Source organism: uncultured Roseivirga sp. (genome assembly GCF_963973945.1).
Classification (GTDB): domain Bacteria; phylum Bacteroidota; class Bacteroidia; order Cytophagales; family Cyclobacteriaceae; genus Roseivirga.
Genome location: NZ_CAXBBV010000001.1, coordinates 878649 through 904148 on the forward strand (window position 1 = coordinate 878649; position 25500 = coordinate 904148).

The following is a 25500-nucleotide window of genomic DNA, read 5'->3' on the forward strand; positions in this document are numbered from 1 at the left end:
ATTATGGCAAAGAAATTCAGACCCAAAAAGCCTTTCTTCAATAAGGTTAAAAATACACCAAAGACTCCACCTACTTACGATCGCGAACTCGTACAAAAAGGGCGGGCAAGCGCAAGTGAAATACGGCTTAACCGCTATATATCTAACTCAGGAGTATGTTCTAGACGTGAGGCCGACCGATTGATCGAAGCAGGAGAAATTAAGGTAAATGGTGAAGTAGTAACCGAAATGGGCTACAAAGTAAAACCAACCGATAAGGTTTCTTACGAAGGAAACGTCTTGAAAAGAGAGAAACTAGTGTACCTAGTACTCAATAAGCCCAAAGATTTTATCAGTACCACAAGCGATCCTGAAGGCAGAAGAACTGTGATGGATTTGATCAAGAATGCTTGCGAAGAACAAATTTTTCCAGTAGGGAGATTAGATCGAGCTACTACTGGCCTGCTGATCTTTACTAACGATGGCGATTTGGCAAAAAAGCTTACGCATCCTTCTCATAAGGTGAAAAAGATTTATCAGGTTACGTTAGATAAACCAATTGATGAAGATGATTTTGAGAAAATCAAAGCTGGCCTGACTTTGGAAGACGGTCCCGCACCTGTAGATGACTTGGCTGTAACAAGCTCAGACGGCACTGTTTTAGGAATTGAAATTCACATGGGCAAGAACAGAATTGTCCGCAGAATTTTCGAACACTTAGGTTACAAAGTAGAAAAGCTAGACCGTGTGGTTTATGGTGAGTTGACCAAAAAGGACTTGCCGAGGGGTAAATGGCGCTTTTTGACTGAGAAAGAATTGATGAAGCTTAAAAAATAGTATGCATGCATACTATTTTAATTTCATTATGTATATTTGTTTATGCCCAGTGGAATGAAATTATTGTTAACTGAAGAGCAAAAAATAAAGCCTCCCATTTCTGGAAGGCTTTTGCAACGTGGTGCTGAGTGGATTCGAACCACCGACTCACGGATTTTCAGTCCGATGCTCTACCAACTGAGCTACAGCACCCTCAATTGGAGGCACAAAAGTATACAAAAAGTTTACCCGTACAAAACATTTTCAATAATTTCAGGTCTGAATATTTATTAACCCTAGAAGCCCTAACCTATGCAGTATATATCTCAAATCGTTTTCTTGATTGTAGTGGCTGTAGCAACGTATTTTCTGTACCAACGCATTACTAGAATCAGAAAGAATATTTTTTTAGGAAAGGCTTCTGGAAGAACCTCTAGTCCAGAAAGGTGGAAGACAATGTTATTGGTGGCCTTGGGTCAGAAGAAAATGTTCAAGCGCATTGTACCTGCTTTTTTACACATGCTTATTTATGTAGGCTTCTTGGTAATCAATCTTGAAGTACTTGAATTCGTAATTGACGGAATTGCGGGAACACACAGAATTTTTGCTCCAATGCTGGGAGGCTTCTATACGGTGCTCATTAATATCTTTGAGTTTCTAGCTGTGGGGGTAATGTTTTCTTGCATTGCTTTTCTCATCAGAAGAAATGTAGTGAAGGTGAAGCGTTTCCAAGGCAATGAAATGAAGAAGTGGCCAACATTAGATGCCAATCTTATTTTAGTGATCGAGATTGTTTTAATGTTTGCTATACTTACTATGAACGCTACGGATTCATTGATTCAAGGTCAGGACGAGCATTACCCACAAACTGGAGCTTTCTTTTTTAGTGGTTTAATCGTGCCGCTTTTCGAAGGGATGCAGTTATCTACCCTGATCTTTATCGAGCGTTTTGCATGGTGGTTCCATATTGTCGGAATTTTAGGTTTTGCAGTGTATGTTACTTATTCCAAGCATTTACACATCGCTTTGGCCTTTCCAAACACATGGTATTCGAACCTAAACCCTAAAGGGAAAATGGAAAACATGGCAGAAGTTACCAACGAAGTGAAAATGATGTTGGGCATGCCTACTGAAAATGCCAATGAGCCTCCAGCAGAAATTGCAAGGTTTGGTGCCAAAGATGTAAATGATTTGAGTTGGGTAAATATCATGAATGCCTATTCTTGCACAGAATGTGGCCGCTGTACAGACAACTGTCCGGCAAATATGACTGGCAAGAAACTTTCTCCTCGAAAAATCATGATGGACACGCGTGATAGAGCTGAAGAAGTGGGCGCTAGTTTGGCCAAAGGAGGTAAAGGGTTAGAAGATGGTAAATCGCTATTGGGTGATTACATTACCAAAGAAGAAATTAATGCTTGTACAAGCTGTAACGCCTGCGTGGAAGCTTGCCCAGTTAATATTGACCCACTGGCCATTATTTTACAAATGAGAAGGTACGTGGCCATGGAAGAATCAGGGTCGCCTGCTTCATGGAACAGCATGTTCCAAAACGTGGAAACCAATTTTGCACCATGGAAATTTCCACCAACAGACAGGTTTAAATGGGCAGAGGAAATGGAGTCTAAATCTTAAGAACGAAGGAAATCATGAGTGATAATTTGAATAATGTACCCGTTATGGCCGATTTGGCCGCCAAAGGTGAGTCTCCTGAAATACTTTTTTGGGTGGGTTGTGCTGGTTCTTTTGACGACAGATATAAAAAAGTAACCCAAGCTTTTGTTAAAATATTGAATAAAGTAGGAATCTCTTTTGCCGTTTTAGGCCCAGAAGAAACCTGTACTGGCGACCCTGCCAGAAGAGCTGGAAATGAGTTTTTGTTTCAAATGCAGGCGGTTTCCAACATTCAAGTTTTAGATACTTACAATGTTAAGAAAATCGTAACGGCTTGTCCGCATTGTTTCAATACCATTAAAAATGAATATCCAGAGCTAGGGGGTAATTACGAAGTGATTCATCACTCTACTTACCTTCAGCAATTAATTAACGAAGGCAAAGTGGGCTTGAAAGGCGGTGGAGAATTTAAAGGAAAAAAAATCACTTATCACGATTCTTGTTATTTGGGTAGGGCGAACAATATTTACGAGGCTCCTCGTGAGGTTTTAGCAGCACTTGATGCCGAGCTAATTGAAATGAAGCGTTGCAGAACAAAAGGGCTTTGTTGTGGTGCTGGTGGTGCTCAAATGTTTAAAGATGCAGAGCCAGGTAACAAAGAAGTAAATGTTGAAAGAACCGAAGAGGCCATTGAAACAGGTGCGAGTATTGTTGCTTCGGCTTGTCCGTTTTGCATGACAATGATGAGGGATGGTGTGAAAAGCAAAAACAAGGAAGAAAACGTTGAAGTAATGGATTTAGCTGAATTGATTGCTAAAAACGAAGGCTTATAAGTTAAAAGCCTCTAGAATAATTGATTTCCAGAGGCTTCATTTTAAGATTTTCTCCATTTACAAATTAAAGAATACGCCAAAGGACACTGAGGGGCTTGCTAACACTCTTTTTCCTGAAGCGGCAAAACCTATGGCGCTCGAAACGCCCCATTTATCATTCCATTGATATGCGAGTTCTGGGGTAATAGCAAGGTATTCAATGTTGTTGGAGAATATTCCGTTGGAAGGCGTTTCAAGATCGTTTCCGTTATTCAATGAATTTACGCTTAGTACTTTTACATTGGCTAGCCATTTATCTCCTAGTTTGGTTCCAAGCTCGATACCAACTCTAAACTCATCTGAAAAACTTTCAGATCGATTATTGAAGGCAATTAAAGTTGATACCCATGATTTCCCCTTATTTAACCCCCTGCTTGCTTCTATGCCCAGTATTTGATTGAACTCTCCATCTCCAGTTTGTAGCACTTCTGTTCTTCCACCCATACTGTTCCCTAGCGGAATTCCAAACGTAATGGAAGCACTCACAACAATAGGTTTATCCACAATGATCCCATACTTAAAGCCCAAATCAGTATCTCCAAATGAGTTTACAGCATCACCCTCAGAAATCACATTTCCTGTACTTGCCGACTTTTGTTCGTTTAGCGTAGCTCTAGAAAAAAAAGGAACATAAGCAATCCCTGTCAAGCGTTTGGTCAATCCATATTCTCCATAGAAATTGGCAATATGAATACCCGCTGTAGAAATATCTAAAATATTACCATTGGGCGAATAATAGCTGCTAGATACTATGCCGTAATAACCAAGCTTAAAATAACCTTTGCCTTTAGGCTGTGGCCATCCACCTCCAGCATATGAATTTAGGTTAAGGCAAAGCAATATGATTAATAAATAAATGTTTCTCATGACGGTTAATTATAAGAGCCAGTACCAAACGGTACTCCAAAGGGTTTGCAATATATTAGCACATAATTGTAGGTAGTGAGCTGAATGTTTGCTGCAATAGAGTATGATTGAGCTCCTGAGTTTTTCATTAATTTCCCAACCTCTTCTCCTCCAGTAATACTGGTAGGTTGATTTGATAGATAGACGTAAAGCCCAGGTCCGTTTGAGGCTCGAAAGTTGTCATCAAAAATGAGAGTAAGATCTCCATTAACTTCTTGTAAGCTGAAATTTCCAGAAACAGAATAATTGTTTCTTCCCATAAAAGTGCCCTGTCTTTTGTTTGCCAATACCGAAGTGGTGTTTCCGGCATTCACTTTTACAGAATCCGCATTATTACCTTTTACGGCTTTAATGTATACGTTTCCTGCGGCAATGGCTTGAGCACTGCCAGTTTGCTCAATGCTAATGATAGACGGGTCTGAGCTTGACCATGTAATCATAGCCTGAACGGGCTCACCAAGTCCGTTGAAATAATCAGCACTGAAGGTATAGCTTTCTCCAACCTTTAGGCTATCTATGGCATTGTTAATGGAAATCGTTTCGGGAACCGCAATGTCTTCCACAATATCAGTTCCAATACAGCTAGAAAGCCAAGCCATTGAAAGAATTGAAAGGTAAAGTTTAATATGTTTCATTTTGAGTAATTTTCAGGTCTTGATTTCAAACTCCTCTAGTTCAAAGATTCTTTATCTCGCATCTACAACAACCGAAAAGGAATTATTATCCGTTATAGTTGGTTCAAAATGACAAGTGAACGACATTTGAATAAAAAAGACTATGCTAGCCGATTTTGACAAACTCAGTAAAAACTCTCGCATCTGGATATATCAGGCTGATAGAAAATTGACTGCCTTAGATCAGGAAAAATGCTTAGATAAACTTGATGTTTTCTTAAATCAATGGGCTGCACACGGCAATGATTTAATGGCTTCGGGGGTAATTAAATATGATTATTTTCTAATGATCTGTACAGACGAATCGTTTAATGCGGCCAGCGGTTGTTCTATCGATACCCAAGTAAGGTTTGTTCAACAACTTTCCTCAGATTTAGGAGTTGATTTTTTTCAACGTACCAACATTGCTTTTTTAATTAATAATGAAGTAGAACTGGTACCCTTAAGTCAAATAAAAACTGAAGTGGAGAGCGGGCGAATTTCTGCCGAAACACTTTTTTTCGACAACACTATTCAAACAAAAGGTCAACTGGAAAATGATTGGTGCGTTCAAGCTGGTAAAACTTGGCTAAACAGATACTTTAAGCAGACTACAAGCGTATAGAGTATTAGCATTCAGCTTATTTCGCTAATTTACACGGTAATGAGGAATCGGATAAAATATATAGGCATTTTAATGATTGCCCTCCTAGTAGGGTGTAAATCTTCACAAAATTTTTTAGGGGTAGATACCCCAACTCCTCCTTCTAAAAACAACCGGCCTACAAATAACCAAACTAACAATGTGGGGAGCTTGACTGGTGGTGTAGAGGCCGAAATAGAAAAACCTAAAGAAGCCAAGGTTAAGAAAAGTTATGAGAATGCAAATTATAATCTAGCAATAGAAGACTATAAAAAGGAATTGGAAGCTGATCCTGAATCTCCGGTATTTAACTATTATGTTGCTGAGTCTTATCGTAAGACCAACCGAATTTATGAAGCAACCAATTATTATGCTAAAGCCATAGAAGGTGGTTTTGCTGATGACGAAATGGAATTGCATTATGCACAAGCTTTGAAGTCAACAGAACGGTACATCGATGCTAAAAATGTGCTTCAGACCTACCTTCAATATGCCACAGTAGAAAGTTTTGTGGATCGAGCAAAAAGTGAACTGAATAACCTCAATAAGTTAGATAGTATTAGCTTGAATGTTCGAAATATTGATGTCAAGAATGCGGAAGGGATTAATACTGAAAATGCAGAATACAGTCCTTACTTTTTTAACAATGAACTTTATTTTGCTACGGGTAGAGAGCAAGCAAAATTTGAACGCTATGGAATTCCCTTTACCGATTTATATAAAGTACAAACCAACGGACTGAATATGGATGCTTCATCTATTGAAAAGCTTTCAGACTTATTCAATGATGAAGAAATAAATGAAGGTTCCATTGCCTTTTCGCCCGATGGAAATTCGGTGGTTTTTGCAAAGGGTAACTCTGCTGATAAAAGAGGGCGTTTCAACATAGACTTATTTATTTCAACTAAGAAGAATGGAGAATGGTCTGAGCCACAGCTTATGCCTATCAACAGTCCAGATTCTTGGGACAGTAGCCCTACTTTTAGTGGCGATGGAAAAACAATCTATTTTGCTTCTGACCGACCAGGTGGTTTGGGTGGCTCAGATATTTATAGAACAAGGCTGAATGAGAGAGGTCGCTGGGCCGATGTGCAGAATATGGGGCCAACCATCAATACGCCCGAAGATGAAATGTTTCCTTACGTTTCGCCAGATAATAAGCTTTACTTTTCTTCAACTGGCCATGCTGGTTTTGGAATGCTCGATGTTTTTGTGGCCATTAATGAAGGCGGAAATATTACCATCGCAAACATGGGGCCTTCTATCAATTCATCCTACGATGATTTTGGCTTAGTCTATTCTGATTTTCCTTTTGAGGGATTTTTTAGTTCTAATCGCCCAGGCGGAAAGGGAGATGACGATATTTATACGTTCGTAGACAACTCTTCTGACCTGAAGAAAATCGAGTACATTTTAGCAGGTGTAACTTATCAACTGAATGAAGACAGCACGCAAAGTGTTTTACCTGATGTGCGAGTAAAGCTTATGAGCACCGATAATCAAATTGTTGACGATCAAGTAACGGGCCGTGGCGGAGTCTTCCAATTCAAAGTAGATCCTGAAAAAGAATACATTTTATTAGGTGAAAAGGCGAACTTCTTTGCGAAAAGACGAGCATTTTCAACCATAGGAGGAGAGGTTAAGCAAGAGGACTTAGTAGAACGATTTACCACAAAAAAGTTTGAATCCTCTTTAACCTTAGACCCTATTATTCTTGAGAAAACAATTGTACTTCAGAATATTTACTACGATTTGAACAAAGCTGAAATTAGACCAGATGCTGCAATAGAGTTAGATAAACTGGTTGAGCTTTTGAAAGATAACCCAAATATCAAAATCGAGCTGAGTTCTCATACCGATTCACGTGCAGAAGATGCATTTAACTTAGACCTTTCTGAAAGAAGAGCTCAAGCAGCTGTTCGTTATTTGATTCTAAAAGGAATTTCTCAAAACAGGCTTGTAGCTAAAGGTTATGGAGAATCTCAGTTGATTAATGGCTGTGGTAACGATGCAGACTGCACCGAAGAACAGCATCAACAAAACCGTAGAACGGAGTTCAAAGTGATTGAATATAAAGACAATTAAGCTGCATAAATTTGTAAGCAGATTAAAAACCTGAAAAAAGAGCCCCGTCATACGGGGTTTTTTTATTTTTGTGATCTTAAATTATCAGATATGAGCGACCGGTACATGCAAAGAGGCGTTTCAGCTTCAAAAGAAGATGTTCACAACGCAATCAAGAATTTGGACAAAGGAGTTTTTCCTACTGCTTTTTGCAAGGTTGTTCCTGATTTTATGGGTAATGATGATGCTTTTTGCAATATCATGCATGCCGATGGCGCGGGCACAAAGTCAGCTTTGGCTTATATGTATTGGAAAGAAACGGGAGACCTTTCGGTTTGGCGTGGCATTGCTCAAGATGCCATTATTATGAACATTGATGATTTGCTCTGCGTTGGAGCTACAGATAATATTCTTCTGTCTTCAACTATTGGTAGAAACAAAAACCTAATTCCAGGTGAAGTTATTGCTGAGCTGATTAATGGTACCGAAGAAGTACTTCAGATGCTCAGAGATAATGGTATGAACATTATTAGCACTGGAGGTGAAACTGCTGACTTGGGAGATTTGGTAAGAACCGTTGTAGTGGACAGTACGGTAATCGCCAGAATGAAAAGGGAAGATGTAGTGACCAATGAAAAGATTAAGCCAGGCCAAGTCATTGTTGGTTTAGCTTCCTATGGTCAAGCGACCTATGAAAATGAGTACAATGGAGGAATGGGCTCGAATGGGCTTACTTCTGCTCGCCACGATGTATTCCATAAAGACTTAGCTACTAAATTTCCAGAAAGTTACGATCACGCAGTGCCTTCTGATTTAGTGTATTCAGGTAACTATCAATTGACAGATGCTGTAGAAGGAAGTCCACTTGATGCAGGCAAATTAGTGTTATCACCGACAAGAACTTATGCCCCTGTAATGGTGGAGATTCTCAAGAAATTTCGAAATCAAATTGGTGGGTTGATTCATTGTAGTGGAGGAGCTCAAACCAAAGTGCTTCACTTTGTTAATTATGTTCATATTGTAAAAGACAATCTTTTTGAACTTCCTCCTTTGTTTAGAATGATTCAGGAAGAAAGCGGCACCAGCTGGAAAGAAATGTACAAGGTTTTCAATATGGGCCATAGAATGGAGGTTTATATTGATGAAGAATTTGCTGAAGAAATTATCTCTATTTCAAAGAGCTTTAACATCGATGCCCAAATTGTTGGTAGAGTAGACACTTCGAAATCTAAAGAACTGACAATAAAGTCAGCTTACGGAAACTTTACTTACTAAGAGAAGCTGACTTTATTGAATTAACAATAATTTAATATTGTGCATTTTAGGAGTGATGGCTTGATATTAAGGGAGTTCAAAAATCTAATTTTGTAGCTTATCACTACCATCGCTATTTATTTTTATCAAGTTCAAGAGTCCAATCTTCGCAACCTGTTTTGTGTCTAACTGCTAATTACTGTATGCAAGTAGCGTAATATTATTTTTGATTAACAAATTAATAATATACATTTGTCACCCTTTCGCCTAGGATTCAGAGCAAAGCCACCAACTTTGCATCATTAGTATTTTCCTCAACCCACTATTTTCTTAACCATTTGATTTTGGACAAAAGCTGTTCAAAGGAGTATTCAAACATTTTTCAATGTTGTAGAAAAAAATCTATGACAAGAAGTTTTAACTAAAACAAAAGGTGAGGTACGTGTACTTAGTTGGTACTTTTTTCGGGAGAATAATCATGGTCTTGCTGGTCCTCAGCAGCCTAAACATGACGTTGTTAGGGCAATCTCATATAACCTCTATCAATTACGTTAGTCCATTACCTACTTCGGTTCCATCAACTGTGTTAGTTACAGCTCCAAGTGATGCTATTAATGACATTCAGCCAAGCTTACCCTATAATGTGAATTATGGAACAGGTGATAATTTAAAAATTGAATCGTACACTGTAGGTGGAAGACTTTACAACAACTTTGTTCTGCCTGACACTTTGATTATTAGAAGAACCGATGATCAGGCATATATTAATATTTGGTACACACTAACAAGCATTACTGATCCATCATTTGGGCCACTTACTCCTGGTGAATTGGATTTAGACGCAGATGAAGTGGGAGATGCTGACGCACTTTACCAATCTGGCATTCTCAATGCAGGCTATGATAATATCATGGTAAATACTGATGATGAGGGGTTGAACACTATTCAAGCACAAGTAGAACGTTTGGATGTTATTTGGTATACAGGCTTGGTAACCTGCGAACCCGATAGTGCTGTTTTTCCGATTATCGAAAGAGGGGGCAATGATCAAATAAAGATAGCGGCAATACTATCTTTGGATATTAACGGAGACCCAGCTACATATGGGGCGATGATCGATATTGAGGACTCTGACTGGCCTGACCCAACAAATGCAGGTATAAATGGAGGTCGTTCTTTTGACAACTTTCTTATTTTAAGAAGACAGGACACTGGATTAGACCCATCGCCAATTATTAATATTGGTACCATCTTTGGGCAAAGTGCTCAAAGTTTACAAGGGGTTGCGGTTTCCTTCGATGAATTAGGAGTATCTCAAAATCAAGTGATTTATGGTTTTTCCATTTTTGCTTTTGATACCAATGCAACTGACCATGATTTAACTGATATCTTCACTTTTCCGACCAATACTTTATCCAGTAATTCTGGGCTTGATTTGGTAGCAGGTTTATCGGCTGGAGTTTCAGCAGATAATTGTTTAACACCTGGAACTGGCCCAGGGGGGTATAAAGCAGCTCTAACTACATGGTTGAAGGCAAATGTTGGCGTAACTACTGCCACTGACGGAAGCACCGTAACAGACTGGCAAGATCAATGGGTGGGAAATCATGATGCAACTACTGGAGTTGCTGCGCCTACATACAGAAACACTACTAGTAATATCAACTTCAATCCAACAGTTGATTTCACTAGTGGGAGCACCAGTCTTACAATTGCCAATAACTTGGCATTTAATACAGGCGGACCTTATACCAGAAAAGGAATCAATCTAGCTTTCAGAACAAGTACTTCTGATATTAACACTCGGCAAGTACTTTATGAACAGGGAGGAAATACTAGAGGTATAACTGTTTACCTACGTGATGGGAACATTTACCTTTCGTCTTGGAATAGAGCAAGTGACGGTAGCGGATCTCCATGGAACACCACAACGAATGTAGCTACTATAAGTACAGGCTTAACTACTAATACTGAGTACATTGTTACACTCGAATTCAATGGAAATACATCTTCAACAGGCACTGTTAAAGGGTATTTGAATGGGCAGAGTTTTGGAACTTTGAATAATGTTGGCCTACTCTATAGTGATACTGATGGGATTGAGTTCGGTGCTTCAGATGGTGACTCTAGATATGACAATGGTAGCAGCAGTAGTCCAAACTCATATTATGGTGAAATCTCAGAACTGATTTACTGTAATGAACCTGGTGCTTTTCTTCTGACTCAGCGGAATAGAATTGAAAGCTATTTAGCAATAAAGTATGGAATTACGCTCAACCAATCTACCCCAATTAATTACGTAGACTCTCAAGGAGCCATAACATTTAATACCACTAATAGTGCTGCGATTGGGGGGTACTTAGAGTATAATAAAGACATTGCTGGAATAGCGAGAGACGATAATTCGGAATTTGAACAGATAAAATCCAGAAGTGAGAACATTGGTTCTGTGGTTACTATGGATCATGGTGGTTCGTTTAGTGACAACAACTCATGGTTGATTTGGGGAAATGATAGTGGTGATAAGGATGATGACGAAACCACAGATGTTCCTCCGCTGATTACTAGAAGGGTAGAAAGAGTGTGGAGAGTGGGAGAAACTGGTGAAACAGGTAATAATAGTGTGTCTTTCGATATTTCTGGTTTTACATTTAATGGAGGAACACCTGCCGAATCCGATTATAGCTTGCTCATCGCGGGCAACTCTTCTGCGGGAGTATTTACTTCTTCTCAGATTATAACAGGAGGGACTTTAAGCGGTAGCACAATTACTTTTTCGGGAGTAGACTTTCAAAATGGAGAATACTTCACCTTAGGTACAGGTTTTATAAGTTGCGGACCAGGTAATGTGACTACAAACTTAACTTTATGGTTAAGAGCAGACAACGGGCCAAATACAACTGTTAATGGTGCTGATGTTTCGTCTTGGGGTGATTTTTCAGGTGGAAATGACGCTACAGGGGTCTCAAATTACCCTAATTATGTAACCAACTCCATAAATTTTAACCCTGCGGTAAACTTTGACGAGAGTAACTCTGAACATCTTGGCGGAAGTGCGGGCTTTAACTCTACGGCCTATTACTTTGTTTTCAATCCTGATGTGTTGAAATTTCATTCAACAACAGCTGATGTAATAGTTGGTTTTGACGGATCTACGGCCAATAACTTGGGCGGTTTTGGAATAGGAAATATGTCAGGCTCTACGAGTAATGAACTATTCACCCATTTAATGGGAACCTCCCCGACTTGGAGATCTATGGTGAAGAGTGCTTCATACGGAGCAACCTCTGTAGCCCCAGGGCTAAATTTTCTTATGGGTGTAAGGAATAATGCTGGAGCTAATGGAACAGATATCTATATTAACGGAGCTAAGAGAAATGATTTTACCGAAGGGTCATTTCTTACTTCATCTGACGTGTACTATAATCTGGGTAATTTTGCCACTAACACTTTAAGTGCTAATGCTTTTTATGATGGCCAAATCGCAGAACTCATTTCCTTTTCAGTACGCCCTGATGACACCAATGAACATCTTAGAATTCAGAGTTATCTAGCTATCAAGTATGGTATAACGCTAGATCAAGGTTCTGCACAAAATTACCTAAACTCCTCTAGTTCGGTAATTTGGAATGCTACAGATAATTCATCTAATAACAACGATATAGCAGGTATTGGCCGAGATGATGATTCTTGCTTTGAGCAAAAACAATCTAAAAGCGTTAATGCTGATGCTATAGTGACCATTGGTTTAGGAGGAATTGCAGCAGATAATAAATCCAATCTTAACAGTTTTACAGCCGATGAATCATTTATGGTTTGGGGTAACGACAATGCTGACAGAGAGCAATCGAACGCTGTAAATGCTGCAAATGATGGAGGTTCTCCTGATGTTCCTACAGGAGTAACCGAGAGAATGAGAAGAGTTTGGAGGGTAGACGAAACGGGAACAGTGGGCAATACCACTATATCGTTTGATCTTACTGGTTTAGGTTACTCTTCATCTGCCGCGGATTTTAAATTAATACGATCTAGTAGCTCTACTATGGCTTCTGGTACAACAGTAGGTGGTGGAACCTTTAATGGGAATGTGTTGACTTTCGAGAATGTTGATTTTTCAGATGGAGATTACTTTACCTTAGGAACCGCAGTAGAGCTTTGCGGTCCTGGTGGGGTAACAAGTGGTTTGGCTATGTGGTTAAAAGCCAATAATGGCCCTGATGCCATTACAAATGATGCGGTTGTTAATACTTGGACAGATCAAAGCACCAGTGATAATGATGGAGCTAGAAGTACTCCAGGGCTGCCACCAGTAGGGCCAAAACTGAGAACTTCTACTTTTAATTTCAATCCGGTCGTTCGCTTTTCTGACCCAGGCTCAACCGACCTTGGTTTTATTAGAACAGATAATGGAAATGTAGTAAGCGATGATATGACTTTAGCTACAGTTTTCTCTACTACGCAAACTGGAGGAAATACTACAAATTTTGAAGATTCTCCTGTTCTGATGAGCTCAGGTAAGACGTCCAATTCTGCGGATTACGGTTTAGGTTTGGCTAATGGTTTGGTTCATTTTAATGCCTCAAATAGCTCTGGTCGAGATGCCAATAGCACAAGTACATATAATAATGGAATCCCGCATATTGCAATGGGGACAAGAGTAAAAGCTGTTTCGGGAGCCGTTGAATTGTATGTTGATGCCGCAAACGTAGGCTCGGGAACTTCAGATAACGTTTCTCTAAATGGAGGCACGGCTATGGGTATTGGTAATAATGATGATTACACGGTAAATTCCCAACTTCAAGGAGATATAGCCGAAGCAATTGCCTTTTCAAGAGTTTTAACAGCAAATGAACGTATTCGAGTGGATTCATACCTTGCTTTGAAATATGGTATTACGAGAGCTGGTGGTACTGGGGAAAAAGATTACTTGGCTTCGGACGGTGGAATTACATGGGACTGGACAGAGCAGCCAACCTATAATTACAACATTTCTGGTTTGGCACGAGATGATAACTCTTGTTTCCTTCAAGAGACTTCTAAAAGCTCCAATGCTGGTACAATAGTTAAAATGGCTACAGTTAGCCCTATAGGAGTTGATGATTCGTTTTCGGTATGGGGAAGTGAAAATAAGCCGCTGACTGGTACAAAAGCAGACGGAAATGTTGAATTCAACACTGCTCAAGTGAAAAGTAGATTGTTCAGAGAATGGTATGTTCAAGAAACAGGAACGGTTGGGCTTGTTGATTTAACCTTTGATTTATTTTCAATTGGGGGCCCATCTGGTGTGGGAACTAATAACCTGAACCTGGTAAGGCTAATGCTAGATGCGGATGGAGACTTTACTTCCGGAGTTACGTTACAAGCACCTACTACAATCGATGCAGTAAAGAAGACTGTAACTTTTAGGGTCAATTTGGCGGACACTCAGTTTTTCACCTTAGGAGCAACTGAAAAATACGCTTTGCCAATAACCTTAATTTCGTTTGATGCTAAGAATATCAATAACGAGTCGGTTCAACTTAAATGGACAACTGCTAGCGAGATTGGTAATGCTTTCTATACGATTGAAAGAAGTGCTAACGGAAAGGATTTTACGGCAATTGGAGCTCTTGAGGGAGCTGGGAATAGTGATGAAATACTGAACTATACCTATAATGATTTAGAACCTTTGAACGGAACATCTTACTATCGTTTAAAGCAAACAGACTTCAACGGAGAATTTGAATATTCAGAAATTAAAAGGGTATCTCTTAGTAAGAACCAGTTTGAAACCAAAAATGAGTTTAGTGTTTACCCTAATCCAATTGTTTTTGGAGAGAAATTTAAACTTGCTTATAAGACACCTGAGGATCAGATAATAGAACTTCAAGTAGTAACTACAAGTGGGGTGGTGGTGAGTCATTCAAGCCATGAGATTAAGGTGAGTTCTAGTTATTTGGAACTAGAATCTAAAGATTTACCTAAAGGCTTAAATCTGATTAGAATTATTGACCGTGATAGGAAAATCACTACAATCAAGATTTTAGTGAGGTAAGATTAAAGTCTATTCTTCAGAATAATAATCAATAATGTTTTGAGATATAGATCGATAGATTTCCGCTATATCTGGGCTCTTCGATAAGGCTTCGAAATGATTATCTAGTGTTTCTAAATCTCCCCTTTTAGCTGGGCCAGTTTGAGCATTACTTGGGCCTATTTCGAGCGACTTGTTGAGTGTTTCAATGATTAGTGGCTCAAGCAAACCAAAGTCTAGGTTTCTATCTTCCAGAATACTTTTTGAAATCGTGAACAAATGATTTGTGAAATTGCAAGCAAATACGGCTGCCAAGTGAATAGTTCTTCTATCGCGGCTATCCATCAACTGTACTTTATTGCTAATGCTTTTGGCCAAAATACTTAAGGCATTTTCGGTTATTTTGTTTTCCGCTTCAATCCCAATTGGAATTTCAGAGAAATCGACTGCTTTGCCTTTGCTAAAAGTTTGAAGTGGATAAAATACCCCTTGGTTTTCAGTTCGGGCATAACCCAAAGCATTCATTGCTACAGACCCTGAAGTATGGGCTAAAACGGCATTTTCTGGAAGTAGAACTTCAGGAGCAATTTTCTCTATCACATCATCAGAAACAGCCAAAATAAATACTTGAGCGCTGCTATTTTCAAAGTTGAGTTTGTTAGTGGCTTTGGCATTAAAGAAGTCTAAAGCAAAGTGTTTGGCTTTGCTTATATCTCTATTGTAGATATCGGTAATTATATGTCCAGCATTTTCAAATGCTCTGGCCAAGTGCCAAGCAACATTCCCGGTGCCTATAATGCCTATTTGATAGCTCATGGTTCGAAGTTAGAAAAACGAATGGAATGGTTGATATCGAAAGCGCTGTTCTTCTCTCCAATAAAGTTTACTTAGGTGTCTCTGCAATTTTAAGCATTGCTTCTGTTAATCGATCTAAATCATACTTTGTAGTATATACATGCGGGGTAATTCTTGGTCCATTTACTCTTTCCCACTGCACTGGGCTTGTATGTATTTTGTATTCATTAAAAAGCCTATTGTGCACCTCTCCTGCTGTCATTCCTACCACACCGAAGTTGCATAGTGCTCTGCTAAATTCTGGTTTTAATGAAGTGTATGGAATAATGTTTTTATGTTGAATAACCTCTTTGGCCCAATATTGCTTCAAGTATTCTAATCTGGCTCCTTTTCGCTCTTGGCCAATTGCGTTATGAAAGTTGAGTGCTCCGCCAATGGCTTGCTCGGTAGCAAAAGAGCGAGTACCAATGTTTTCGAACTTTCGAATATTCGTTTCTTGGTCTTCGGGTGAAGCCAAAAGTGGCCATATATCTTTTATTTTTTCCTTTCTAATGTAAAGCATTCCTGTTCCGAAAGGTGCACAAAGCCATTTGTGAAGACTGGTTCCGAAATAATCGCAACCGAGATCAGAAATTTTAAAATCTAGATGAGCGAAAGTGTGAGCACCGTCTACAACGGAGTCAATTCCTCTTTTTCGGGCTTCGGTACAGAGTTTCTTGGCTGGCATAATTTGGCCCGTCCAGTTGATCATATGGGTAATGTGAAAAACACGTGTTCGTGGCGTTACCGCATCCGTAAACTGTTTTACAATAACATCATCGTTTTCATTGGGTAAATCTAAATCCAACCAGACCAATTTTATTCCATCCCTTTTTTCACGCTGCCGCCACGCATTTATCATGTTTGGGTAATCATATTTGGTCAGAATTACTTCATCTCCCTTTTTTAAGTTCATTCCAAATATTACCGTGTTGATGGCTTCGGTGGTGTTTCGGTTGATGGCTATTTCATCTGGAGAGCATCCTGCGAGTTCGGCAAGCTTGTCCCGAACAGGTTCACGGCCTTGATCAAGAATCCGCCACATATAATAAGAGGGTGCTTCGTTAGCATATTGGTAATAGCGAATAACAGCATCTTGCACCACTTTTGGCTGTGGGCTTACACCACCATTATTGAAATTAATGATGTTTGGGGAAGTAGTATAGGCCTGCTGAATCCTTGCCCAAAGTTCCTCGTCTTGGGCAGCAGCCTCAGGAGAAAGCTGATTTATTTCTACCATTGCCTGACTCACATCTTCGGCAACAGATTTTTTAAAAAATGAAGAAAGCGAAAGACTTCCTGCCGTTAAAAAGGATTTTTGGATAAATGACCTGCGTGAATTCATAGCCTAAAAGGTTTAGTGAACTCAAATTAGGCATTTTTCAGCGTTTTGAAACCCTTGATTAGAAGAGAGGTAAATATGTCAGACTATGGCAGTTTTACTCAATACCTTTGTCTCTCATTTGCATGAATTCAATATAGCGTCTTCTAACGGCTATAATAAAGCCTGCAATCATCACCAATGTACCAATCCAAAGCACATTAATGTGAGGCTTCTCCAATGCCTTCATAATAATGAAATCCTTTTGGGTTGTGTTTAAGCCTAAGGTTACGGAGCCCGTATCAGGGTTGATGCTTTCCACTGAAATCTTGGAAGCTATTTCTTTAATTACATCAGGTTGTTTTCCGACTTGCCCATTTTGTATAATGAAAATAGGTTGAGCTAGATATTTTTCATTGTCTTCCGCATATACAATAATGTTGGCCCTAACAGCTACATCTTCTGGCCCAAGGTCGGCAAAACTCATCCGGTCAAGCCTTTCTAAGCCATTGAAGTCGGCTACATAATCATTAATGAAAAAGCGTTCCCCTACTTTTACTTCAACCTCTATTTTTTCGCTCCACTCAATGTCTTCTTCAAAACTTGGCTTCACCGAAACATAGGAATAGATATCTCTTCCCCAGAGTTTTTTAATGTCGGGAGAAACTACATCGCCCATTTGCGGGTTAACCTGAATTCTAGGGTATAGGGTAAATTCCTTACCAGTTTCTAAATCCTTATAATCTGTTTGGTAGTAGAAGTTTTCAGGGCTTTGAACATACACAGTATCACCAGCTTGGGCATAGGTTTTACTATCAATAACAATGTTTTGCTTAACTACTTTGTAATAAGGATCTTCAGTATTGTTTAGGTTAGATTTCTTGACATAACCTGGAATGTCATTGACCTTCATCAACTCATTGCGGTAAGTAATTTCATACCTTTCCATAAAAGTAGGTTCATTCAAGAAAAGTGGAATATTAGTTTGGTTTTGATCGTCTGTCCATTCCTTACTGATGATAAAAGTACTTCTTGAAATGGCCTGAGAATAACCTTCTGAAAACATAATTCCAATCAACATCATGGCGATACCAATATGGGCAACGGAGCCACCCACTAGCTTGAAACTTTTACTTCTTAATAACTCGAATAATATTTTTGAATTGGCTACTATCGAATACATGCCAGCTACCAAAACAACAATGTAAACCAGATTGTGAACGTCAGCTAAAATGAAGATAGTAGCACTTAGTAATAATGAAATCAGTAGAGGAAAAGTAAGTGAAGCAATAAGTTTCTGTTTATCCATTTTCTTCCAAAAGAAGAATTGGCCAGTTCCACTCAGTAGAGCTACAGCAATGGCAAACCATACTTGCCCATTAGAGTAGAATTCTACTTGATTGGCTGGTTGAGCAAGAGTAGAAATTCCTCCAAAGAACTCTATGACAGCATTGAATACAGGGAAAGAAGTAGGAATTAGAACTTGGAAGGCCATTAGACAGAGTGTTAATGCACCTATGAAAATCCAAAATTCGCGTGAATAGGTTGATGCCTCTTTTTCTGAAGAAGGAATTTTATTCCATACCCTAGCAGCAAATACGATTGAGATAATCAAGAAGAACATCAAGTAAATAAGCAATTGCCCTGAGAGACCTAAGTCGGTAAACGAGTGTACAGACGCATTTCCTAAAATTCCACTTCTGGTTAAAAAGGTGGAATAAAGAATAAGAATGAAAGAGATGATTACTAGAATGATGGATGTTTTTAAAGCTGTTGCGCTTTTCTTAAAGGTAATCATGGTATGAATACTAGCCACCATAATTAACCAAGGCACATACACCGCATTTTCAACTGGATCCCAGTTCCAATAACCTCCAAAGTTTAGGGTTTCATAGGCCCAGTAGCCACCCATAATAATGGCAGTGCCTAAAATCATGGTACCGAAAATAGTCCAAGGCAAAGCAGGTCTTACCCACTCTCTAAATCTACCAGTCCAAAGACCAGCAATGCAATATGAGAATGGGATTAAAGAACAGGCAAAGCCTAAGAAAGTCATAGGAGGGTGAATAACCATCCAATAATTCTGCAAAAGTGGGTTTAAGCCAGTACCGTCTTCAGGAACGAAATCAGGATTAATCAAAAAGATAGACTCATTCATTACGTCTCTGAGTAATAAAAATGGTGAGCTACCAATCTTTAAATCTCCAATTACTACTCCTAAAATCATAGAAGCTAGGAATGCCTGAACAACCGCAAAAACCGTCATAACTGGAGCTTCCCATTTACGGTTGGTTTTGATAATAATAAATCCTAAAAGAACATTCCAAAATAACCAAAGCATAAAACTACCCTCTTGACCTTCCCAGAAAGAAGCGATCATATAATAGGGCGGTAGATTTTTAGAAGCATGGCTCCATGCATAATGGTACTCAAAATAATTATTGTAAATAATTATAAAGAGCGTAACCACCACACCAATAACTGAAAGACCGTGTAGTATAAAAGCGGTACGACTGAAGCTTATCCATGGAGATTTTCCTACTTCGTTATTATTAGTGGCTTTGAAATAACCAAAGGCAGCCATTAATGAGGTAATAAAGGAAATGATAATAAGAAGGTGGCCAGTATTGCCTATGCCAGTGTGTACCATAATTGGTTGCCTTGTTTCAGGTTAAAGTTCCGTTTCCTCGTATTTGGAAGGACATTTTAGAAGGATTTTATCTGCCACAAATTTTTCATTGTGGTAAGATCCAATGACTACAACTTTTTCTGATCTCAGAAAATCTGATGGCATTGGTTCATTATAATAAACGGTTTGTTCAAAGTTGTTATCATCTAGCATAACAAACGATACAGAAAGCTTGTCTGGGCTAGGATTAACACCAATCACTTGGCCAACCGTATTCTTTTTTAATTCTCCAACAACATGAATTTTCTTACTACTTCCGCTTTGAGCCATTTCTTTGGCTATATCGAAAGAAACATAAGAGCTAGCACTGTTTTGTGTAGAGATGATGATAGCGATGGCAATGGCGATCACTACGATTCCGATGATACTCGATTTTTTCATAGCACGAACATTTTTTTGGGTTCAACGGGATGAACCTCGAATTGGGTGCAAAAATACAACACAAACGGCTATGAATTAGCCTTTTCCTTAAAAACCTCTTTTTCTAGCTTGCTTATCTTTTTATCTACTGAAATAGTGTAGACACCAAGACCTACAAAGAGAATCATAATAACGGCTACTACTACATAAATTTTACCATTGGAGCGCATTGTATCGGCCATTTCAACGGTCTGGTCTTTATAGCTGTCATCAGTAATTTCATACGCGCCATCTTGAGCAAGGGACGCTAAGCTGAAACAAAGGAAAAGGATTGTGAGAAATTTTTTCATAATTACTAATCTTCTAAAGCACGTTCGATTCTTCGAGTTCTAATATTTAATGAGGCAAGCCAAACCCCCATGAGCGTCCAGCCAATTACCGCTGGATAGAAAACAACCCTCAACTTGCTGTCTAGGTCATAAGAGTTAAACCCTGGGTTTCCCCCGTTGCCTGGGTGTAATGAATTAGGGTCTAGTCTAGGGAGGATAAAAAGCAATGGTATCATTGCTGCATAAGCGAAGATATTATAAACGCCACTGACACGAGCTTTTTGTTGTTCGTCTTTCATTGAGTTACGCAAGACTAAATAGGCGAAGTAAATTAAAAGACAAATAGCGGCAGCATTTTGCTTGGAATCACCACTCCAAGGCTCTCCCCAGGTATAGTTAGCCCAAACAGCTCCGGTAACAATACCTAGAATACCTAATAAAACACCAGCCTTGGCCATTTCAATAGACTTGTCGTCATAGCTAATTTCTCCTGACCTTAGATATTTAATGGCATAAATCATTGATACAGTGAGTAGAATAACCATTCCAAACCACATGGTAACGTGAAAATGAAGGTTTCTTATGGTTTCATTGAGAATGTTTAGTCGGGGAGCATCCATTAGTAACCCAGCCAATAAGGTATAGGTTACCAAGATTATGGCTAAGGCTTTCCACCAGTTTTTTTTCATGATATTTAACTTTTAGTGGCTCTTTGAACAAGCGCTTACACGAGGGTTATCTCAGAATAGTTACGCTTAATTTTATGATCGCCAAAGATAAGGGAATAACAAGTAGGATACCGCGAATACAATGGCATTTATGGCTACCAGTATAAGAATTTCGTCCGTACTCACCGACCGCTCTAATCCGTCCATGGCATTTTTAGATAGTTTAATAACCATGAGCATAATGGGAAGGATTACAGGAAAGCTTAAGACGGCCATTAAAGAAGTACTGTTTTCGGCTTTAGCAGCAATACCAGAAATCATAGTTAAACTTGATGCTAACCCTAGCGAGCCAAGTACGATAGAAATGAGAAAATAGAGTAAATCAAATTTGGCACCTTCATTATCGCCCCTTGCCATTACAAAGCTATATATGACGAAACCAGCTAGAGCAAGAGCTAATAGCAAAAGGGCGTTGTAAATAATTTTGGAGACAATGATTTCAATAGGACTAGCTATGGAATAATAATAAAGAGCACGTCCCCTCGATTCTTGAATGAAGCTTTTCGCCACCGAATTTACAGCCGTAAAAAGGATAATAATCCAGAAAAGGGCATTCCAGGTTATGGGGTCAATTGCACCAGCTTTCAACCCAAAACTCATATAGCAAACAAAGATGGTGCTGGCTAGGTAGAGTATCATGCCGTTTAAAGCATATCTCTGCCTCCATTCGGAGAGCAACTCTTTTCCTATTAGGGATAGAATTTGATTCATTTATAGGCAAAGATAAATGCTTTCTTAACAGAGTATTCAAACTTCAATTGAATTTATACCTCAATATGGGTATTGATTCATTATAATCTAATGTTAAGGGTAATTGAACTGAGAGAATAAACTCTTTTATTCCACTTGAAGAATCTTTTATAATCCCTATTTTCGTGCCGAACAAATTTTTGGCATGTCAGAGAATAAGATTGCAATTATTGGATTGGGCTATGTTGGCCTTCCGTTGGCAGTAGCTTTTGCGGAGAAGTACAAGGTTTTTGGATTTGATATCAATCAACCGAGAATTGATGAGTTAAATAATGGTCACGATCGTACCCTTGAGGTAGAGGATGATCTACTTTCTTCGGTTTTGGCAAAGAACGATGCTAAAACAGGTCTCTTTAACACAAATCAATTAAGTGATATTAAGGACTGTAATGTTTTTATTGTTACGGTACCAACCCCAATTGATGATGACCAAAATCCAGACCTAACCCCATTAATAAAAGCTTCCGAAACGCTAGGGGCAATATTGAAAAAAGGAGATGTTGTTATTTATGAATCTACTGTATACCCTGGAGCAACTGAAGAAGACTGTGTGCCAGTTCTTGAAAAGAAATCGGGATTAAAATTCAATGTTGATTTTTATTGTGGGTACTCACCTGAAAGAATTAACCCAGGAGATAAAGAGCATACAGTTAAGAAGATTTTGAAAGTTACCTCTGGTTCAACACCAGAAATAGCTGAAAGAGTTGATCAGCTTTACAAAAGTGTAATTACTGCAGGAACATATAAAGCGGCTTCAATTAAGGTAGCTGAAGCGGCAAAAGTAATTGAAAACTCGCAACGTGATATTAACATAGCTTTCGTGAATGAACTGGCAATGATCTTCAATAAGATGGGAATTGACACGGTTGATGTTCTAGAAGCTGCTGGTACAAAATGGAATTTCTTGCCATTTAGGCCAGGCCTAGTAGGAGGGCATTGCATTGGTGTTGACCCTTATTATTTAGCTCAGAAAGCTAAAAAGACTGGCTACTACCCGCAAATTCTCTTGGCAGGTAGAAGACTCAATAATAGTATTGGCCCATATGTTGGTAGCCAAGTAGTCAAGCTTTTGATGAAAAAAGGAAAGGTTATCAGAGATTCAAAAGTGCTGGTTTTGGGTATTACTTTTAAAGAGAACTGCCCAGACATTCGTAACTCTAGAGTGATTGATATTATTCAAGAATTGAAGGAGTTTGAGGTGAATGTAGATGTATTTGATCCATGGGCAGAGCCGAAAGAAGTTAAGCATGAATATGACTTAGACTTGGTTGATGAGTCTGTACTTGATTTAAAGTCTTATGACGGAATTGTATTGGCTGTGGCTCACAACGAGTTTAAAGCGATGATGCTGCCTGATAATTTGAATTCAGACTCTATTATTTATGATGTAAAATCATTCCTTCCAAAAGAAACTATCACAGCTCGATTATAATGGCAAAAATTCTAATTACAGGAACAGCAGGTTTCATCGGATTTCATTTGGCAAAAAAGCTACTTGAAAGAGGAGACGAAGTTGTAGGGCTGGACTCTATTAACGATTACTACGACATTCGTGTTAAGTATGGGCGATTGCTAGAAACTGGTATTGACCCTGAGAAAATTGAGTATAATAAACTACTTCAAAGTTCGACATTCAAGTCTTATCGCTTTATTAAGTGTCAATTAGAAGATGCTGAAAATCTAAATCGATTGTTTGAGGCAGAGAAGTTTGATAAAGTGATCAATCTGGCTGCTCAAGCCGGAGTGAGGTATAGTCTTGAAAACCCAAAAGCTTATATCGATAGTAATATCGTTGGTTTTGTCAATGTTCTGGAAGCTTGTCGGCATAATCAAGTTAAGCATTTGTCATACGCAAGTAGTTCATCAGTTTATGGTCTGAATGAGACTCGCCCTTTTTCTACGAGTCATAATGTAGATCATCCTATTAGTCTGTATGCGGCTAGCAAAAAGAGTAATGAGCTTATGGCTCATACCTATAGCCATTTGTTTGGGCTGCCAACAACTGGCTTAAGGTTCTTTACCGTCTATGGTCCTTGGGGAAGACCTGATATGGCATTGTTTCTGTTTACCAAGGCTATTTTGGATGGAAAACCGATACAGGTTTTTAACAATGGGGAAATGTCAAGAGACTTTACCTACATTGATGATATTGTTGAAGGCGTAACCAGGGTCAATGATAATCCTCCCAAAGGCAATGAAAGCTGGTCTGGCTCTCAACCTGACCCTGGGTCGTCTAGAGCACCATATAAGATTTACAATATAGGTAACAATTCACCAGTAAAACTGATGGATTTTGTGACTACAATTGAGAAGGTTTTAGGCAAGGAGGCTGAAAAGCATTTTATGCCGATGCAGCCAGGTGATGTTTCTGCGACTTATGCGGATGTTCAAGATTTGATTGATGATTTAGATTATAAGCCAGCTACATCGTTAGAGTTTGGAGTAGAGAAGTTTATTGAATGGTACAGGAAATTTTATAATAAGTGATGGAGTCGATAAGAATGGTTGACCTTGTAGGTCAGTATGCTAAAATAAAGGAAGAAGTAAAGGATGAAATCAATAAGGTTTTAGATAGTGCTACTTTTATTAATGGCCCTGCTGTCTCTGATTTTCAGTCTGAATTGGAAAAATACCTGTCTGTTAAACATGTAATCCCATGTGCCAATGGAACAGATGCACTTCAGGTAATTATGATGGCCTATGATTTTCCGAAAGGTGCCGAAGTAATAGTTCCTTCATTCACTTATGTAGCAACAGTAGAAGTTATAGCTCTTCTGGGGTTAAAACCAGTATTTGTAGAGGTTTATCCCGATACCTTCAATATTGATATAGAAGATTTAGAATCAAAAATCACGGGTCAGACAGTGGCTATTGTGCCTGTTCATTTATACGGACAATGTGCGGATATGGAGCGCCTAATGAGAGTTGCTAAAAAGCATGATTTAAAGGTTTTTGAAGATACAGCTCAAGCCATTGGAGCTGATTATAAATTCAGTGATGGAAATACTATAAAAGCTGGAACGATTGGAGATGCCGGGGCTACTTCGTTTTTCCCTTCCAAAAACTTAGGCGCTTATGGTGATGGCGGAGCCATTATGACGAACAGTGACGAGCTTGCGGCTAAGTTGAGGATGATTGTCAATCATGGGCAAAGTGAAAGGTATTATCATGATTCTATCGGAGTGAATTCTAGACTAGACAGTATCCAAGCCGCTATTTTAAAGGTGAAACTAAAATATTTAGACAGTTATAACACAGCTCGCCAAGAAGTTGCAGATAAATATAATAGTGCTTTTGTCGCCACAGACGAGATAATCACACCAGTCACTGCTGATTTCACTAGTCATGTTTATCATCAATATACGATTAAGTTGAAAGATGCGTCAAAGAGGAATGAGTTGAACAAGTACCTTGCTGCTCAAGGAATTCCATCTATGATTTACTATCCAGTCCCTAACCATCTTCAAAAGGCTTATAGTTATTATGGCTATAAGAAAGGGGAATTTAAAATCACAGAAGACCTTTGTTCTAGAGTGATTTCTTTTCCTATTCATACCGAAATGGAGAGCGAACAACAAGATTTTATAATTGAAAATGTGTTAAAGTTTTTCTCTTTATAGAGATGCTTTATTATTGACTTGTCATTGTGTTTTTGACAGGTTAAAAAATTAACAT

General features: G+C 38.8%; 19 protein-coding genes and 1 tRNA gene. 10 read left to right on the forward strand and 10 right to left on the reverse strand.

Translation table 11 applies throughout. The features are described from left to right. The first annotated feature begins 3 nt into the window (after window positions 1-3). Window positions 4-816, forward strand: coding sequence for a pseudouridine synthase (locus AAC026_RS03830; protein WP_339695148.1), 813 nt, complete (start codon window positions 4-6; stop codon window positions 814-816). A 119-nt stretch (window positions 817-935) separates the two neighbouring features. Here the strand turns inward: AAC026_RS03830 and AAC026_RS03835 are convergent. Further along, a tRNA-Phe gene (locus AAC026_RS03835) sits at window positions 936-1008 on the reverse strand. A 99-nt stretch (window positions 1009-1107) separates the two neighbouring features. Here AAC026_RS03835 and AAC026_RS03840 point away from each other — a divergent pair. Together AAC026_RS03840 and AAC026_RS03845 are read left to right on the forward strand one after the other, a co-directional pair. Next, window positions 1108-2430 (forward strand): 4Fe-4S dicluster domain-containing protein, encoded by a 1323-nt coding sequence (locus AAC026_RS03840; protein ID WP_339695149.1) that lies wholly within the window; start codon window positions 1108-1110, stop codon window positions 2428-2430. A 14-nt stretch (window positions 2431-2444) separates the two neighbouring features. Further along, window positions 2445-3242 carry a (Fe-S)-binding protein gene (locus tag AAC026_RS03845; protein WP_339695150.1) on the forward strand — a complete coding sequence of 266 codons (798 nt, stop codon included), beginning with the start codon at window positions 2445-2447 and terminating at the stop codon, window positions 3240-3242. Window positions 3243-3299: 57 nt separating this feature from the next. On the opposite strand, the gene AAC026_RS03850 is transcribed toward AAC026_RS03845, so the two are convergent. Further along, complete coding sequence (locus AAC026_RS03850) at window positions 3300-4148, reverse strand: hypothetical protein (RefSeq protein ID WP_339695152.1); 849 nt, start codon at window positions 4146-4148, stop codon at window positions 3300-3302. Window positions 4149-4153: 5 nt separating this feature from the next. After that, complete coding sequence (locus tag AAC026_RS03855; protein ID WP_339695154.1) at window positions 4154-4822, reverse strand: DM13 domain-containing protein; 669 nt, start codon at window positions 4820-4822, stop codon at window positions 4154-4156. Between the two features lie 142 nt (window positions 4823-4964). Here AAC026_RS03855 and AAC026_RS03860 point away from each other — a divergent pair, with 142 nt between their 5' ends. The 4 genes from AAC026_RS03860 (at window position 4965) to AAC026_RS03875 (ending at window position 14835) form a co-directional block, all read left to right on the forward strand. After that, the gene (locus AAC026_RS03860; RefSeq protein ID WP_339695155.1) at window positions 4965-5465 is read left to right on the forward strand and encodes a hypothetical protein; all 501 of its coding nucleotides are present in this window, start codon (window positions 4965-4967) and stop codon (window positions 5463-5465) included. Between the two features lie 39 nt (window positions 5466-5504). Next, window positions 5505-7568, forward strand: a complete 2064-nt coding sequence (locus tag AAC026_RS03865; RefSeq protein ID WP_339695157.1) for an OmpA family protein — start codon at window positions 5505-5507, stop codon at window positions 7566-7568. A gap of 90 nt (window positions 7569-7658) precedes the next feature. Continuing rightward, entirely contained in the window at window positions 7659-8822 is a 1164-nt protein-coding gene (locus AAC026_RS03870; protein WP_339695159.1) for an AIR synthase related protein, read from the forward strand. 487 nt (window positions 8823-9309) lie between these two features. After that, entirely contained in the window at window positions 9310-14835 is a 5526-nt protein-coding gene (locus AAC026_RS03875) for a hypothetical protein (protein WP_339695161.1), read from the forward strand. A 9-nt stretch (window positions 14836-14844) separates the two neighbouring features. Here the strand turns inward: AAC026_RS03875 and AAC026_RS03880 are convergent, their stop codons facing one another. The 7 genes from AAC026_RS03880 to AAC026_RS03910 form a co-directional block, all read right to left on the reverse strand. Then, complete coding sequence (locus AAC026_RS03880) at window positions 14845-15630, reverse strand: Rossmann-like and DUF2520 domain-containing protein (protein ID WP_339695162.1); 786 nt, start codon at window positions 15628-15630, stop codon at window positions 14845-14847. Between the two features lie 67 nt (window positions 15631-15697). Beyond that, window positions 15698-16993: an aminotransferase class V-fold PLP-dependent enzyme gene (locus AAC026_RS03885; protein ID WP_339695164.1), complete on the reverse strand. Its 1296-nt coding sequence runs from the start codon at window positions 16991-16993 to the stop codon at window positions 15698-15700. 94 nt (window positions 16994-17087) lie between these two features. Then, entirely contained in the window at window positions 17088-19619 is a 2532-nt protein-coding gene (ccsA, locus tag AAC026_RS03890; RefSeq protein WP_339609254.1) for a cytochrome c biogenesis protein CcsA, read from the reverse strand. 21 nt (window positions 19620-19640) lie between these two features. Beyond that, complete coding sequence (locus AAC026_RS03895; RefSeq protein WP_339609256.1) at window positions 19641-20039, reverse strand: cytochrome c maturation protein CcmE; 399 nt, start codon at window positions 20037-20039, stop codon at window positions 19641-19643. 68 nt (window positions 20040-20107) lie between these two features. Continuing rightward, window positions 20108-20368 (reverse strand): CcmD family protein, encoded by a 261-nt coding sequence (locus AAC026_RS03900; protein ID WP_339609258.1) that lies wholly within the window; start codon window positions 20366-20368, stop codon window positions 20108-20110. Window positions 20369-20373: 5 nt separating this feature from the next. Beyond that, the gene (gene ccsA / locus AAC026_RS03905) at window positions 20374-21036 is read right to left on the reverse strand and encodes a cytochrome c biogenesis protein CcsA (protein WP_339695166.1); all 663 of its coding nucleotides are present in this window, start codon (window positions 21034-21036) and stop codon (window positions 20374-20376) included. A gap of 72 nt (window positions 21037-21108) precedes the next feature. Then, on the reverse strand, window positions 21109-21786 hold the full coding sequence (locus tag AAC026_RS03910) for an ABC transporter permease (RefSeq protein WP_339695167.1): 678 nt from the start codon (window positions 21784-21786) through the stop codon (window positions 21109-21111). Window positions 21787-21970: 184 nt separating this feature from the next. On the opposite strand from AAC026_RS03910, the gene AAC026_RS03915 reads away from it, so the two are divergent. From AAC026_RS03915 to AAC026_RS03925, 3 genes are read left to right on the forward strand one after another with little or no spacing between them, the layout of a single operon-like run. After that, window positions 21971-23257 carry a nucleotide sugar dehydrogenase gene (locus AAC026_RS03915; RefSeq protein WP_339695169.1) on the forward strand — a complete coding sequence of 429 codons (1287 nt, stop codon included), beginning with the start codon at window positions 21971-21973 and terminating at the stop codon, window positions 23255-23257. Next, window positions 23257-24312 (forward strand): NAD-dependent epimerase, encoded by a 1056-nt coding sequence (locus tag AAC026_RS03920; RefSeq protein WP_339695171.1) that lies wholly within the window; start codon window positions 23257-23259, stop codon window positions 24310-24312. The genes AAC026_RS03915 and AAC026_RS03920 overlap by 1 nt, the downstream gene beginning before the upstream one ends. Further along, window positions 24312-25445 (forward strand): DegT/DnrJ/EryC1/StrS family aminotransferase, encoded by a 1134-nt coding sequence (locus tag AAC026_RS03925; protein WP_339695173.1) that lies wholly within the window; start codon window positions 24312-24314, stop codon window positions 25443-25445. The genes AAC026_RS03920 and AAC026_RS03925 overlap by 1 nt, the downstream gene beginning before the upstream one ends. Window positions 25446-25500 lie beyond the last annotated feature (55 nt).